This window comes from Aeribacillus sp. FSL W8-0870, from assembly GCF_037963755.1.
GTDB classification, from domain to species: Bacteria; Bacillota; Bacilli; order Bacillales; family Aeribacillaceae; genus Aeribacillus; species Aeribacillus composti.
This window is the reverse complement of record NZ_CP150165.1, coordinates 2,969,517-2,985,870: the sequence shown is the minus strand read 5'-3', so window position 1 is coordinate 2,985,870 and position 16,354 is coordinate 2,969,517. Positions and strand designations below refer to the sequence as shown.

The following is a 16,354-nucleotide window of genomic DNA, read 5'->3' as shown; positions in this document are numbered from 1 at the left end:
ATAGGATGAATTTATTACATAATGCTCATAAATATTGATATGTCAATATTTATGAGCTTTTAATTTTTGCTTTTCTGATAAAGAGTTTGAACATTTTATCGGGTTTGATATTGTAGATCTTAATAAATACAATGAACATGCTTTAGAACAATTAGTAATTTAAAAAAATAATTAATACAGTTTATTAGACAGAGTAAGGATTTAGCTTGCTCTGCTTTTTATCGTTTCAATGTTTAAAAATTTATTGCTGCAGGCCTATGGTTTCTATGCATTAAAAGACTAGCATGTGTATAAGCGAAATCCGTGGATGCAAATCCAATTCTAAGCTCCATTTAAAAAGATTTGAGGCTTTTCACTGAGGAGGAGTTCACATCTAATAAGTGACGCCCAAAACAGCAATGTCATTATTTCCTAAGTTATTGCAGTTTTATTTGCTTTTGTATTTTCTTCGGCAATTTTTGAAAAACAAGTTCGTAGGAACGAAAAATCAGGTTTTCCAAAATTTCCTCCGGGATGTTCGTGTTAAAATATATTGAGATCCAATGATTTTTGTTCATATAGTAGCCTGGAATGACGCCATCGTAATTTTCTCTTAATTGTTCAGAATGATGCGGATCACATTTTAACGTGATGATTGGCTTTCCTTCAGAATCACATCCTATAATCGCAAATATTTTGCCTCCCACTTTATATCGGTCTGCTTCCCAATCAATTTGGTAATCATGAACAGAACCGGGAAGTTTGAGACAGAAAGATTCAAGCTTTTGTTTGTTCATCATATAATCTCCTCCACCATATATTGTTCCAAATATTTTTTATACAACATACTTTGTCTTTTTTCCTTCTTCCGAAATTGCTCGTTTCAAGTGAAGGGCTTTTATTTAAAATCGAATAACGTTCAAGGTTTTAGAACATACATATGCTGCATTACTGTTTAAAACAGATTACAGCCCTCTTTCTGAAGTGTTCGGGTTGCCGAGCCTTTAAGAAAAACTGGTGTAATTTCGAATAAAATGGATGTTTTTTCTTTTGCCGCATTTGTTGAAAACGTTGGCTATTCAAATTAATTTAAATAAAATATTACGCACATTTTGCCTAATGGTTTGGAATCGATATTTATTTCAATTTAGAGCATAAAAAATTTTCATTGTATTATAAAATGTTGAAATAATGAGTTTGTAAACGTTACCAAAAAACTGTTTCATAAAAATAATCAAATAATTCATAAAAATGGTGTTGACACTTTTGAAAAATCAGCGTATTATAAGGCTCAAACATAAATTTTCGTATAAGGATTGAATGTAAAAATTTATAGATGAAAACGATGAAGAGGATTAGTAATCTTTGGTTAAGATAACTCCAGAGAGCCGGGGGAGCTGAAAACCGGCGTTATCACCAAGGATGAACTCGCCTCCGAGTGCCTTTTCGAAAGCGGACAGCGAGTAGGATTGGCCGGGTGCATCCCAATGCACTCGTTAGGAAAAGAACGGATATTCCGTTCATGAGGTGATCGATTTGATCACGAAGAAGGGTGGTACCGCGGGAATTCAACCTTCTCGCCCCTTTGGCCTGCTATAAGTGGGTTTCATAGGGGCGGGAAGGTTTTTCATTATCTAAAAATTCTATCACATCTGTTTAAAAGGAGGATATATTCATGACTGCGAATGTACAGTTGGATGAGTTGAAAACCAAATGTACAACAACAACCATGACGGGGTCGGAAATGCTCATCGAAGCCTTAAAAAGGGAAAATGTAGAAGTCATTTTCGGCTATCCCGGTGGAGCCGTTTTGCCAATATATGATAAGCTATATAATTCTGGAGTCTTTCACGTCTTAACAAGACACGAGCAAGGAGGAATCCATGCTGCTGAAGGATATGCACGTATATCCGGAAAACCGGGTGTCGTCATTGCCACTTCAGGACCTGGTGCAACCAACTTAGTGACAGGGCTTGCGGATGCATTAATTGATTCTTTGCCGCTCGTCGTCTTTACAGGGCAAGTAGCAACAACTGTGATCGGTTCTGATGCTTTCCAAGAAGCAGATGTGATCGGAATTACCATGCCCGTTACAAAACATAATTATCAAGTTCGAGATATAAATGATTTACCGAGAATTGTTAAAGAAGCGTTTCATATCGCAACAACTGGAAGACCAGGACCTGTATTGATCGATATTCCAAAAGATATTTCACAGGCGGAAGGCAATTTCGAATATGATATGGAATTGTCATTGCCTGGCTACCAGCCGAAATTAGAGCCGAATTACTTGCAAATCCGCAGGCTGGTGGAATCGGTCAGCAGTGCAAAAAAACCGGTGATTTTAGCTGGTGCCGGCGTTCTCCATGCCAATGCTGCGAATGAACTGAGAGAATATGTTGAGCAGCAGCAAATTCCGATCACAAACACTCTACTTGGATTAGGAAGTTTCCCAGCGGATCATCCTCTATTTTTAGGAATGGCAGGAATGCATGGAACATACGCGGCTAACATGGCTCTTTATGAATGCGACTTATTGATTAGCATCGGAGCCCGCTTTGATGACAGAGTAACAGGAAATCTTAAACATTTTGCGCCTAATGCAACTGTAGCACATATTGACATTGATCCTGCCGAAATTGGTAAAAATGTTCCCACACAAATTCCGATTGTCGGCGACGCGAAGCAAGTATTGAAGCTTTTGATCGAGCAGGAAGGAAATAAAGGCGATCATCAAGAGTGGATTCAGCATCTTGCTGAATATAAAAAAGAATATCCATTATGGTATGAAAAATCTGAAAATGAAATCAAACCTCAAGAAGTGATCGAAGAAATTTATAAACAAACAAAAGGAGAAGCAATTGTTACAACAGATGTAGGCCAGCATCAAATGTGGGCTGCGCAATATTATCGCTTTAATTCGCCAAACAGATGGGTGACATCGGGCGGACTTGGAACGATGGGCTTTGGACTCCCTTCAGCTATCGGCGCGCAATTTGCTGACCGCAACAGAACGGTTGTCGCGATATTGGGTGATGGAGGGTTCCAAATGACCTTCCAAGAGCTTGCGGTAATCAAAGAGCACAATTTGCCAATCAAAGTAATCGTTCTGAACAACAATTCGCTCGGTATGGTTCGCCAATGGCAAGAACTCTTTTATGAAAAACGTTATTCTCATTCCGTCTTTCAAACGCAGCCTGATTTTATTAAATTGGCAGAAGCGTTTGGAATAAAAGGAGTAAGAATCCAAAATCATCAAAATCTTAAGACAGTGTTGGAAAAAAGCTTTGCAAACAGAGAGCCGGAGCTGATTGAAATCGTCGTAGCACCGGAAGAAAACGTATATCCAATGATTGCTCCTGGCAAAGGACTGAATGAAATGGTGGGGATAAAGAAATGAAGCGAATCATTACGCTGACTGTCATGAATAGATCAGGAGTTTTAAACCGAATTACTGGCCTGTTTACGAAAAGACACTATAATATCGAAAGCATTTCTGTCGGCCATTCGGAAATAGAAGGCGTTTCGCGAATTACATTTGTTGTAAATGTTAAAGAAGAAAAAGAAGTTGAACAAATTACAAAGCAATTAAATAAGCAAATTGATGTGTTGAAAGTGATGGATATCACAAATCAATCAATTGTTGCAAGAGAACTAGCATTAATTAAAGTTGTTGCAAATCCATCGACAAGAATGGAAATATACGGTGTGATCGAACCGTTTCGCGCATCGATCATTGATGTTAGCAGAGACAGCGTTGTCGTACAGGTAACAGGTGAGCCGAACAAAATTGAAGCGCTGATTGACTTATTGAAACCGTACGGCATCAAGGAAATAGCCAGAACAGGACTGACAGCTTTTCCTCGCGGTACACAAAAGCTGCAGCAGTCCGAAAAAACTTTTTCAATCGTCTAATACATTTTTAAATATAGTAAAACATTTAAGAAAGGGAGATGTACAAATGACAAAAGTATACTATAACGGAGATATTAACGGAGCTGTATTAGAAGGGAAGAAAGTAGCGATTTTAGGATATGGTTCTCAAGGTCACGCGCATGCTTTAAATTTAAAAGAAAGCGGCGTAGATGTAGTAGTTGGCGTTAGAAAAGGTAAATCATTTGAAAAAGCTCAAGAGGATGGATTGGAAGTTAAAACAGTTCGTGAAGCTGTTGAAGAAGCAGACATTATCATGGTGCTTGTTCCGGATGAAAAGCAAAGAGAGCTTTATGAAAATGAAGTGAAGCCGGGACTAAAAGCAGGAAATGCTCTCGTATTTGCCCATGGATTTAACGTTCATTTCAATCAAATTGTTCCGCCAAGCGATGTGGATGTATTTTTAGTTGCACCTAAAGGCCCAGGTCATCTTGTGCGAAGAACTTACACTGAAGGAGCTGGGGTTCCGGCATTGATTGCTGTAGAACAAAATGTAACAGGTCAAGCGAAAGAATTGGCTTTAGCATATGCAAAAGCAATCGGATCCGCACGTGCCGGCGTTCTTGAAACAACGTTTAAAGAAGAAACAGAAACGGATCTTTTCGGTGAGCAAGCAGTTCTTTGCGGCGGGTTAACATCCCTTGTGAAAGCTGGATTTGAAACGCTTGTTGAAGCAGGTTACAAGCCTGAAGTTGCATATTTTGAATGTTTGCACGAACTAAAATTAATTGTGGATTTACTGTATGAAGGCGGACTTTCCAACATGAGATACTCCATTTCCGATACAGCTCAATGGGGTGATTTTGTATCTGGACCGCGCGTAATCGATGCGCATGTAAAAGAAAACATGAAAGCTGTATTGAATGATATTCAAACTGGAAAATTTGCGAAAGAATGGATTTTGGAAAACCAAGTAGGAAGACCACAGTTTAACGCGATCAACAATCGTGAAAATGAGCATCAAATTGAACAGGTCGGAAGAGTGTTAAGAGACATGATGCCGTTTGTAAAGCCTAAAAATAAGGAAGCGGTGGTAACTGGTGCGAAAAATTAACTTTTTTGACACAACCTTAAGAGATGGCGAGCAATCCGCTGGAGTAAACCTAAACTTAAAAGAAAAATTAGAAATCGCAAAACAGCTGGAACGAGTTGGAATGGACATTATTGAGGCAGGCTTTCCTGCCTCCTCTCCAGGCGATTTTCGCTCAGTACAGGAAATTGCCAGAACAATCAAAAATTCTTCTGTTACAGGATTGGCGAGATCTGTTAAAGGAGATATCGATGCGGCGTGGGAAGCATTGAAAGACGGGGCGGAGCCAAGACTTCATACGTTTATTGCAACATCGCCTGTTCATCGGGAATATAAATTGAAAATGACGAAGGAGCAAGTGATCGAGCGTGCAGTAGAATCCGTCAAATATGCAGCGAAATTTTTCCCTATTATACAATGGTCTGCAGAGGATGCCTGCCGCACTGAACTCGATTTTTTGGCGGAAATTGTTGAAAAAGTGATTGAAGCCGGCGCGAAAGTCATCAATATTCCTGATACTGTAGGCTATATCACTCCGATTGAATATGGCAAAATATTTGAATATTTAAAACAAAATGTGAAAAACATTGATCAAGTCATTTTGTCCGCTCATTGCCACGACGATTTAGGAATGGCAGTAGCGAACGCTCTCAGCGCTGTAGAACATGGAGCAGGACAAATTGAAGGTACGATTAACGGAATTGGAGAGCGTGCGGGCAATTCAGCTTTAGAGGAAGTGGCTGTCGCTCTGTACATTCGAAAAGACTATTACAAAGTTGAAACAAACATCCGCTTAAATGAAATTAAGAGAACAAGTGATTTAGTGAGCAAATTGACAGGAATGATAGTTCCGCCAAACAAAGCGATCGTCGGGAAAAACGCTTTTGCCCATGAATCTGGCATACATCAAGACGGTGTGCTGAAAGAAAAAACAACATATGAGATCATATCTCCTGAACTTGTTGGGGTACAGTCCAACAGTTTAGTATTAGGAAAACATTCTGGTCGTCACGCATTTCGGGTAAAGCTCAAGGAATTAGGCTTTACAATGGATGAAGAAGCGACAAATCGTTTATTCACTGCTTTTAAGGAACTTTCTGAAAAGAAAAAAGAATTGACGGAAGATGATCTTGTAGCTCTTGTATTAGAAGAACAATTAACAGGTGAAGAAGGAACATATGAACTTTGTGCGCTGCAGGTAACATATGGTACGACTGGAGTCCCGTCTGCCACTGTGACGCTGAAAACGAAAGAAAACGAGGAAATTCAAGAGGCTGCGACAGGAAATGGAAGCGTAGAAGCTATTTACAATACGTTAGAACGCTGTTTGAAGCAGTCCGTCACTTTGCTGGACTACCGAATCCAATCTAATTCAGGAGGACGCGATGCGTTAGCGCAAGTATATGTAAAAGTTAACGTGGACGGAATTGAAATGGGAGGACGCGGCATTGCCCAGGATGTGCTTGAAGCATCTGCCAAAGCCTATCTAAATGCTGTCAACAGGGCGATATTACTCAAACATACAGCGAAGGAAAAACATCAGGCGACTGTATAAAATCATGAAAGGGGTGGAACGTGATGAAGAAAAAAATCGCTGTTTTGCCGGGAGACGGCATTGGAAAAGAAGTAGCGAACGGAGCTATTGAGGTTTTAAAGGCTATTGGACAATATTACAAACATGATTTTGAATTTGAATTCGGCTTAATTGGCGGAGAAGCGATAGATAAGTGCGGGACACCTCTTCCTGAAGAAACGATTGAATTATGTCGTTCAAGCGATGCGGTTTTATTAGGAGCTGTAGGCGGTCCGAAATGGGATAAAAATCTTCCTGAACTCCGTCCGGAAAAAGGATTGCTAGGCATTCGAAAAGAGTTGGACTTATTTGCAAATATCCGCCCTGTTCAAACTTATAAAGCCCTTCAAGAAATATCTCCGTTAAAGGGAGAAAAAATAGAAGATGTTGACTTGGTGATTGTACGCGAATTGACAAGCGGACTTTATTTCGGGAAACCGAGTGAAAGAATCGTTTCAGACGGAGAAGAAGCAGCGGTTGACACGCTTTTTTATAAACGGAAAGAAATTGAACGCATTTTGGAAACAGCTTTTCAAATGGCGCAAAAACGCCGAGGAAAAGTAACGTCTGTTGATAAGGCAAACGTGCTTACAACTAGCAAGCTTTGGCGTGAAATTGCCGAAGAATTGGCTTCTAAATACCCTGATGTCACATTGGAGCATATGCTTGTTGATAATGCGGCCATGCAATTGATCCGCATGCCAAGCCAGTTTGATGTGATTGTGACGGAAAATATGTTCGGTGACATTTTAAGCGATGAAGCATCCATGATTACTGGATCGTTGGGCATGCTTCCTTCAGCAAGCTTATCAAACAGTGGATTGCACTTATATGAACCAGTGCATGGATCGGCTCCTGACATTGCCGGCCAAAACCTGGCAAACCCTGTCGGAATGATTTTATCTGGTGCGCTCATGCTCCGCTATTCCTTTGATCTTCATGAAGAAGCTAGAGCCATTGAAAAAGCGGTTAAACACGTGTTGGATTCCGGAAAGTGCACGAGAGATTTAACAAATAATGAAGGTGCATTTATTCATACAACTGAAATGGTGGAAGAAATCAAAGAAGTGCTTGCGAACGATTATGCACTATTAAATATTATCGATTCCTATGAATAAAATGGGGGGGTGTGGGCTTTTCCGGGAGGAGAAGCTCACCGTTTTCTTAATAGATACAAAACAGGAAATAGGGGGAAAAAGAAAATGAAGCCTCGAAACATAATAGAAAAAATCTGGGATGATCATGTGGTCGTAAGGGAAGAGGGAAAACCGGATCTGCTTTATATTGACCTTCATCTCATACATGAAGTTACATCACCGCAAGCTTTTGAAGGATTGAGACAAAACGGACGGAAAGTGAGACGTCCTGATCTCACCTTTGCCACAATGGATCATAATATCCCAACCGTGAACCGCTTTGTCATTGAAGATGATGTAGCTAAAAACCAAATAAGTGCTTTAGAAAGAAACTGCCAAGAATTTGGAATTACTCTGGCAGGATTAGACAGCGATGATCAAGGAATTGTCCATGTTATCGGTCCGGAATTAGGGCTTACTCTTCCAGGAAAGACTATTGTATGCGGAGACAGCCATACATCGACACACGGCGCTTTTGGGGCGCTGGCATTTGGAATCGGAACAAGTGAAGTAGAACACGTTTTGGCCACTCAAACATTATGGCAGCACCGTCCGAAAACTTTGCAAGTGAAAGTGACAGGATCTTTGTCAGAAGGAGTCACGGCCAAAGACGTCATCCTTTACATTATTGGAAAATTTGGTGTTGATTTCGGTACAGGCTATGTTATTGAATATTCGGGTGAAGTGATTGAAAGCTTATCAATGGATGAACGGATGACTATTTGCAATATGTCAATCGAAGCAGGTGCCCGCGCCGGTTTAATAGCTCCGGATGAAACAACCTTTAATTATATAAAAGGAAGAAAATATGCTCCGAAAGGGGAAGAGTTCGAAAAAGCAGTTGCTTACTGGAAATCTTTAAGATCTGATCCAGGAGCTACATTTGATAAAACGATTGAAATCCGCGGGGAAGACATCGCACCGATGGTTACCTGGGGTACAAATCCAAGCATGGTGCTGCCTGTTGACCATTCGATTCCGACACTTGAGGATGCACGCAATGAAAATGAAGCAGCTTCCTTCAAACGGGCGTATGAGTACATGGGACTTGAACCGGGAACGAACATTCAAGACATTGAAATCGATTATGTATTCATTGGATCATGTACAAACTCAAGACTAACTGATTTGCGTGCAGCGGCGAATGTAATTAAAGGACGAAAGGTTGCTCCAAATGTGAAAGCGATCGTAGTTCCAGGCTCCCAAAAAGTAAAACAAGCAGCAGAACAAGAAGGATTGCATGAAGTTTTCATCAATGCTGGTTTTGAATGGAGAGATTCTGGATGCAGCATGTGTTTAAGCATGAATAACGATGTCGTGCCTCCTGGAAAACGATGTGCGTCTACTTCCAACCGCAACTTTGAAGGACGTCAAGGGAAAGGGGCAAGAACTCACTTAGTGAGTCCTGCAATGGCAGCACTGGCAGCAATTTATGGTAAGTTTGTTGATATTCGGACAGAGAAGCTTGAAGCAGTAAAATGAGGAGGGAAGAAGCAGCATGCAGCCTTTTACAACATTAACTAGCCATATTGCAGTATTAAATAGAACAAATGTGGATACGGACCAAATCATTCCGAAACAATTTTTAAAACGAATTGAACGGACAGGTTATGGAAGATTTGCTTTTTTTGATTGGAGATATTTAGATAATGGTGAGGAAAATCCACAATTCGAGTTAAATCAGCCAGTCTACAAAGGCGCACAAATTTTGCTAGCTGGCGAAAATTTCGGTTGCGGTTCATCAAGAGAGCATGCTCCATGGGCTTTAGCAGACTTTGGTTTCCGCGCAATTATCGCGCCTAGCTTCGCAGATATTTTTTATCAAAACTGTTTAAAAAACGGAATCCTGCCGATACGGGTCAATGAAGAAGTGTTTGAAACATTGCTCAAAAAAGCGGAAGGAAATGTGTACGAATGCACGATTGATTTAGAGCAGCAAAAAGTATTTGATCAAGAAGGATTTGAGTTTCATTTTGACATTAATGAGCATTGGAAGGAAATGCTTTTAAATGGACGCGACGAAATAGGATTTACATTATTATATGAAGAGCAGATCAGCCAATTTGAACAAAAGGCAAAAGCGTGGGGATGATGATTGCATCCTCCGCTTTTTCTTGTGCGCCCGGCATGGGTGTAATCTATAGGGTGAAAGTCCCGAGCTGCGAAGGCAGAAGTAGCAGTTAGCTTAACGCAAGGGTGTCCGTGGTGACGCGGAATCTGAAGGAAGCGAGCGGCAAACTTCCGGTCTGAGGAACACGAACTTCATATGAGGCTAGGTATCACTGGGTGAGTTTGCAAGACAAAACAAAGCCCTTTCTGCCGAAGGTGATACAGAGTAAATGAAGCAGATGGATGGAAGGAAAGATTACACTCTTACCCGGGGAGGTCTGGCTGGCACGCCAAGTAACCTTGGTAACCTATCTAGTGATAGATAGCTGAACAGTCAGAAGTCAGCAGAGGTCATAGTATTAGTTGGTCTAGAACAACTAAGAAGGACCGAACAATTAAGAGAGAATAGCCCTTGGCATTCAGTGAGTCATGATGAACACAGAAAACGTAGTACCTCACTTGAGGGAGGAAGCGGTGAATCCCGTGGGAGATCTCTTGGAGGGTGGAGTGACCACTGGCATAAAGAGAACAGCTATTCACGGAAGTTATAAAGACTTGCGTCAATTATCTTAATTGAACCGCCGTATACGGAACCGTACGTACGGTGGTGTGAGAGGACGGGAGTTAATCGCTCCCTCCTACTCGATTTGATTCTTGTTTTCTCGTTGCTCAGCTGGTAAACTTGTAGCAAAATCATAAAGAGGTTTTCTACAATGAAAAAAGCGAATGGAAAAATCATTCCCTTTCCCCGACTTAATGAACGATTGATTGAAAAAGGAATGAATGCGTTACATAATAAACAATTTGAACAAGCGCTCGACCTTTTTTTAGAGGCGAGATCTTGGAATTCAAATCACCCTGATATTGAAATAGGAATTGCTTTATGCTTAATGGAGCTTGGAGAATATCAGGAAGCAAAACAAATTTGTAAAAAAATGCTTCACGAAGCAAAAGGAAATTATTTTGAAATATTGCAGATGTATTTAACGATTTTAGTACAGCTTGGACAATATGATGAGGTAAAAACGACGATTGAAGCGGTTTTGGAAGAAAATAAACTTCCGGCAGCACATGCAGAACAGTTTTACAAGCTGCTTCATTTTAGCCGGAGGATGAGCGAAGAGCAAATCAGTCCAGAACCGAATGACGATGATCTTTTCAGCAGGCTGGACAAGCAAATTTCCTACATACATTCGATCAAAAATAATAATAATGTTAAAAAAAATTTACATACGATTGAAGAGATGCTTCAGTCAAAAACGGTCCATCCGGTTGTGAAAACAATGCTGCTGCAAATATTGCGAGATCATGAAATAGCACGAATAATGACCGTTGAGAAATTCGGGGAAACTACCGCTGTAAATCCTATCCATCTTCAAGATTTATTAGAAATGACGTTTGCCAAAAAAGTGCTCAATCTTTTGGACGATTTTTTAGGAAATGAAAATCCAACCCTTTTCGAAGCTGTAAAAGATATATGGATTCGTCATTTATATGTCATGTATCCTTTTCATCCTAAACCGGAAAATGCAAATATTTGGGCAGCAGCGCTTCATTACGTTGGCTACGAAATTTTTGGGATCGTCATCAAGCTGACGGAAGTTGAGCGGATTTACAACATAAAAAGTGCTGAGTTTATTTCAGTTTGCGATAAAATTAGACAAATTGAAGAAATTTCAAACATTAGATGGTAGAGTCCTATTGAAAGGATTGAATCCTATGGTATAATAAAATGGTTGTAAAATGTATATTTTTTGTATGCACCTTTCTTGCTATTGGTGCCGGTTATCCTTTTTTGACATATTTATTTTATGGCTTGTTTCTTTACGGACAAGGCATATAAAAAATTTTTATCGTGTACTCACGAATAATATTTATAGATTGTTGGAGGGAAACAAATGTCAGTTAAATGGGAAAAATTAGAGAAAAACGAAGGAGTCTTAACCGTTGAAGTAGATGCACAAACATTTAAAGAAGCGCTGGATCGAGCATTTAAAAAAGTTGTAAAAAATGTAGCTGTTCCAGGATTCCGCAAAGGAAGAGTGCCGCGCCCTATTTTTGAAAAGAGATTCGGTGTTGAGGCGCTATATCAAGATGCGCTTGATATTTTGCTTCCAGAAGTTTACCCAAAAGCGGTTGAAGAAGCTGGAATTGAACCGGTAGACCGTCCTGAAATTGATATTGAACAAATTGAAAAAGATAAACCGCTTATTTTTACGGCTAAAGTAACGGTCAAACCAGAAGTGAAACTTGGCGAATATAAAGGTTTGGATGTCCAAAAAGAAGATACAACCGTTACGGATGAAGATGTGGAAAACGAATTAAAACAGCTTCAAGAACGGCATGCTGAATTGGTTGTGAAAGAAGAAGGAAAAGTGGAAGAGGGAGATACAGTCGTCCTCGACTTCGAAGGTTTTGTTGACGGCGAAGCGTTTGAAGGCGGAAAAGCTGAGAATTATTCTTTGGAAGTCGGCTCCGGCACATTTATCCCTGGTTTTGAAGATCAGTTGATCGGGCTTGAAGCAGGCGAAGAAAAGGATGTAGAAGTAACGTTCCCTGAAGAATATCATGAGGAAAAGCTTGCTGGAAAACCGGCTGTCTTTAAAGTGAAAATTCATGAAATCAAAACGAAAGAACTCCCTGCATTGGATGATGAATTTGCAAAAGATGTAAACGATGAGGTTGAAACACTTGAAGAATTAAAGGCGAAAATTAGAGAGCGTTTAGAAGAGCAAAAGAACACACAAGCTGAAAATAAACTTCGTGATGAACTTGTTGAAAAAGCTGCAGAAAATGTTGAAGTGGACATTCCGCAAGTGATGATTGACAATGAACTTGAAAGAATGATGAATGAATTTCAACAACGCTTGCAATTGCAAGGCTTGAACTTAGAACTGTATTACCAATTCTCTGGCCAAAGCGAAGAAGAATTGCGTGAACAAATGAGAAAAGACGCTGAAAAGCGCGTGAAATATAACTTAACATTAGAAGCAATTGCGAAAGCTGAAAACATTGATGTGACAGAAGAAGAAGTAAATGAAGAGCTGCAAAAAATGGCTGACATGTACAATATGCCAGTTGAAAGCGTTAAGAGAGCACTCGGTTCAACAGAAGGAATAAAAGAAGATTTAAAAATTAAAAAAGCGGTCGATTTTCTTGTAGAAAATAGAAAAGATGTTGCATAATATAGTTACAGGAACATCATGATCTTTGATAAAGTTGATAACAAGGCGCGATTTGATCGTGCCTTGTTTTATAAAATGAAAAGCGTTAAATCGTTCGAAACTGTACATAATAATTGTCACATAACTATACATACTTTTCATTACCGCTTTTCTTTTGTTTTATGATAAAATGCGATACATACTTTTCTTTTGTTTGAAAAGCATTGTTCCCCGATTCATGCGTGCGGTTTATATATGGGTGGGGAGGCAATGAAGGAAATTAAGGGGTGATATCATGTTTAAGTTTAACGATGAAAAGGGACAGTTAAAATGTTCGTTTTGCGGAAAAACTCAAGATCAAGTGAGAAAGCTGGTTGCTGGTCCTGGCGTCTATATATGCGATGAATGTATTGAACTTTGCACAGAAATTGTAGAAGAGGAGCTTGGCACAGAAGAAGAGGCTGAATTTAAGGATGTTCCGAAACCGAAAGAAATTCTCAGCATCCTAGATGAATATGTAATCGGGCAGGAGCAGGCAAAAAAATCTTTGGCGGTTGCAGTTTACAACCATTATAAGCGGATTAATTCAAACAATAAAATTGATGATGTTGAGCTGTCCAAAAGTAATATTGTGTTAATCGGGCCGACAGGAAGCGGAAAAACGCTGCTTGCACAAACGCTTGCACGCATTTTGAATGTTCCATTTGCAATTGCTGACGCAACGTCGCTAACGGAAGCTGGATACGTTGGGGAAGATGTTGAAAATATTTTGCTGAAGCTAATCCAAGCTGCTGATTACGATGTGGAAAAAGCGGAAAAAGGAATTATTTACATCGATGAGATTGACAAAATTGCTAGAAAATCAGAAAATCCATCCATTACAAGAGATGTGTCTGGTGAAGGCGTCCAACAAGCACTTCTGAAAATTTTGGAAGGAACTGTAGCAAGTGTTCCTCCACAAGGCGGAAGAAAACATCCGCATCAAGAATTTATCCAAATCGATACGACTAATATATTATTTATTTGCGGCGGAGCATTTGACGGCATAGAGCAAATCATCAAGCGCAGATTAGGGCAAAAGGTCATTGGATTTGGAGCAGATAGCCGAAACAAAGAGCTTGATCAAAAGCAACTGCTTTCAAAGGTGCTACCTGAGGATTTATTAAAATTCGGGTTAATTCCGGAATTTATCGGGCGTTTGCCTGTCATTGCCAGCCTTGAACCGCTTGATGAAGCAGCACTTGTCGAAATATTAACAAAACCGAAAAACGCGCTTGTTAAACAATATCAAAAAATGCTCGAGCTAGATGGCGTTGAGCTGGAATTTGAAGAAGAAGCATTATCAGAAATTGCGAAAAAAGCAATTGAACGAAAAACAGGTGCGCGCGGCCTTCGTTCTATCATTGAAGGCATTATGCTTGATGTGATGTTTGAATTGCCGTCTCGTGATGATATTACAAAATGTGTCATCACGGCAAACACTGTAAGAGAAAAAATTCCTCCGAAGCTGATTGCAAATGATGGAACCATTATAAATGAAGATACGAAAACTTCCGCATAAGACACGTTTTGACGGGCTTTTTAGTCTGAATTTGCAGCAGTTTAGTTTTGTAAAAGGATAGTTGTTCTCATAAAAATAAGAAGGATCGAGTTCATACAACTCGATCCTTCTTTTCATGAAAATCCGTCCTCAACATATGTTTAATCCGTATATGCAAAGGAGATAATAGGGGATAAACATTTGTTGAGGAGGAAACTCAGGATGAACTGGACAGGGATTGCCCTTTTCATACAATTAATTTTCGGAGTCATTGTCGGTCTTTATTTTTGGAATTTATTGCGGAATCAGCGGACGCAAAAAATTTCCATTGACCGCGAGTCGAAAAAAGAAATGGAACAATTGAGAAAAATGAGAGCTATCCAATTATCAAAGCCGCTTTCAGAACGAATTCGTCCAAAAAGCTTTTCTGACATCGTCGGACAGGAGGATGGCATCAAAGCATTAAAAGCGGCTTTATGCGGGCCGAATCCCCAGCATGTTATTATTTACGGACCTCCTGGTGTAGGAAAAACGGCTGCTGCAAGGCTCGTTCTTGAAGAAGCGAAAAGAAATAAAAAGTCTCCTTTTCAACATAATGCTGTTTTTGTTGAATTGGATGCAACAACAGCGAGATTTGATGAACGGGGAATAGCTGATCCTTTAATAGGTTCTGTTCATGATCCCATTTATCAAGGTGCTGGGGCAATGGGACAAGCCGGAATTCCACAGCCGAAACAAGGAGCAGTGACTCATGCACACGGCGGCGTGTTGTTTATTGATGAAATTGGCGAACTCCATCCCATTCAAATGAATAAACTGTTAAAAGTACTTGAAGACCGAAAAGTTTTTTTAGAAAGCGCCTATTATAGTGAAGAAAATTCTCAAATTCCAAGTCATATTCATGATATTTTCCAAAACGGTCTCCCGGCTGATTTTCGCTTGATCGGGGCAACTACAAGAACACCATCTGAAATACCGCCCGCCATTCGCTCGCGCTGCCTTGAAGTATTTTTTAGAGATTTAACGGCCGATGAACTCGCGGTCGTTGCTCGGAAAGCGGCTGAAAAAGTAAATGTAAAAATTTCAGAAAAAGGAATATCCATTTTAACTTCTTATGCCCGCAATGGAAGAGAAATTGCCAATATGATGCAAATTGCTGCTGGAATTGCCATCACCGAGGACCGAAATGAAGTGAAAGTCGAAGATATTGAATGGATTGTCCATTCCAGCCAGCTTACACCAAAATATGAAAAGAAAATTGGAAATGAACCTAAAGTTGGACTGGTGAACGGTCTTGCTGTTTACGGACCAAACAGCGGCTCTTTATTAGAGGTGGAAGTGACGGTTATTCCGGCAAAAGAAAAAGGAACGATCAACATTACAGGTATTGTAGAAGAAGAAAACATTGGCGACCGCGGAAAATCCATCAAAAGAAAAAGCATGGCCAAAGGCTCCGTTGAAAATGTCATAACAGTGTTACGATCAATGGGAGTTAATGCCCATGATTATGATATACATGTAAACTTTCCCGGCGGGGCACCTGTTGATGGACCGAGTGCAGGAATAGCGATGGCAACCGGCATTTTTTCTGCCATCCACAAAATTCCTGTTGATAATACCGTTGCGATGACTGGAGAGATCAGCATTCATGGGAATGTAAAACCGATTGGCGGAATTATTCCAAAAATAAAAGCTGCCAAGATGGCAGGTGCAAAAAAAGTGATCATACCAGAGGAGAATATGCAGTCAATTTTAAAAACGATTGAAGACATTGAAATTATTCCTGTTCGAAGCTTTCAGGAAGTGTTAGATTGTGCGCTCATCAATCCTCCAACGGAGCAAATTTATCCAGAGACAATCATAGAGAAAAAATCGGTTTAAAGCAGCGTC

At 40.0% G+C, this 16,354-nt stretch carries 12 protein-coding genes and 1 other annotated feature; of the genes, 11 read left to right on the top strand and 1 reads right to left on the bottom strand.

The window, feature by feature from the left end; all coding sequences use genetic code 11:
* Positions 1-416: 416 nt before the first annotated feature.
* Complete coding sequence (locus tag NSU02_RS14505; RefSeq protein WP_063387491.1) at positions 417-776, bottom strand: MmcQ/YjbR family DNA-binding protein; 360 nt, start codon at positions 774-776, stop codon at positions 417-419.
* A gap of 539 nt (positions 777-1,315) precedes the next feature.
* Positions 1,316-1,567: a binding site (T-box leader), on the top strand.
* An 87-nt stretch (positions 1,568-1,654) separates the two neighbouring features.
* On the opposite strand from NSU02_RS14505, the gene ilvB reads away from it, so the two are divergent.
* From ilvB to lonB, 11 genes are all read left to right on the top strand, one after another.
* Positions 1,655-3,379 (top strand): acetolactate synthase large subunit, encoded by a 1,725-nt coding sequence (gene ilvB, locus NSU02_RS14500; protein ID WP_063387453.1) that lies wholly within the window; start codon positions 1,655-1,657, stop codon positions 3,377-3,379.
* Positions 3,376-3,894, top strand: coding sequence for an acetolactate synthase small subunit (gene ilvN / locus NSU02_RS14495; RefSeq protein WP_063387454.1), 519 nt, complete (start codon positions 3,376-3,378; stop codon positions 3,892-3,894). Before ilvB ends, ilvN begins: the two co-directional genes overlap by 4 nt.
* Before the next feature lie 46 nt (positions 3,895-3,940).
* On the top strand, positions 3,941-4,966 hold the full coding sequence (gene ilvC / locus NSU02_RS14490) for a ketol-acid reductoisomerase (protein ID WP_094246308.1): 1,026 nt from the start codon (positions 3,941-3,943) through the stop codon (positions 4,964-4,966).
* A complete protein-coding gene (locus tag NSU02_RS14485) occupies positions 4,953-6,497 on the top strand; it encodes a 2-isopropylmalate synthase (RefSeq protein ID WP_339193188.1) in 1,545 nt (514 codons plus the stop codon). The genes ilvC and NSU02_RS14485 overlap by 14 nt, the downstream gene beginning before the upstream one ends.
* A gap of 23 nt (positions 6,498-6,520) precedes the next feature.
* Positions 6,521-7,633 carry a 3-isopropylmalate dehydrogenase gene (gene leuB / locus NSU02_RS14480; protein WP_063387457.1) on the top strand — a complete coding sequence of 371 codons (1,113 nt, stop codon included), beginning with the start codon at positions 6,521-6,523 and terminating at the stop codon, positions 7,631-7,633.
* 84 nt (positions 7,634-7,717) lie between these two features.
* Positions 7,718-9,133 carry a 3-isopropylmalate dehydratase large subunit gene (gene leuC, locus NSU02_RS14475; protein WP_339193187.1) on the top strand — a complete coding sequence of 472 codons (1,416 nt, stop codon included), beginning with the start codon at positions 7,718-7,720 and terminating at the stop codon, positions 9,131-9,133.
* Positions 9,134-9,149: 16 nt separating this feature from the next.
* Complete coding sequence (gene leuD, locus NSU02_RS14470) at positions 9,150-9,743, top strand: 3-isopropylmalate dehydratase small subunit (RefSeq protein ID WP_063387459.1); 594 nt, start codon at positions 9,150-9,152, stop codon at positions 9,741-9,743.
* Between the two features lie 730 nt (positions 9,744-10,473).
* Positions 10,474-11,454: a tetratricopeptide repeat protein gene (locus NSU02_RS14465; RefSeq protein ID WP_339193186.1), complete on the top strand. Its 981-nt coding sequence runs from the start codon at positions 10,474-10,476 to the stop codon at positions 11,452-11,454.
* 204 nt (positions 11,455-11,658) lie between these two features.
* A complete protein-coding gene (gene tig, locus NSU02_RS14460; protein WP_063387461.1) occupies positions 11,659-12,945 on the top strand; it encodes a trigger factor in 1,287 nt (428 codons plus the stop codon).
* Positions 12,946-13,219: 274 nt separating this feature from the next.
* Entirely contained in the window at positions 13,220-14,485 is a 1,266-nt protein-coding gene (gene clpX, locus NSU02_RS14455) for an ATP-dependent protease ATP-binding subunit ClpX (protein WP_066249773.1), read from the top strand.
* A gap of 201 nt (positions 14,486-14,686) precedes the next feature.
* Positions 14,687-16,345 (top strand): ATP-dependent protease LonB, encoded by a 1,659-nt coding sequence (gene lonB / locus NSU02_RS14450; protein WP_339193185.1) that lies wholly within the window; start codon positions 14,687-14,689, stop codon positions 16,343-16,345.
* Positions 16,346-16,354: the final 9 nt, after the last annotated feature.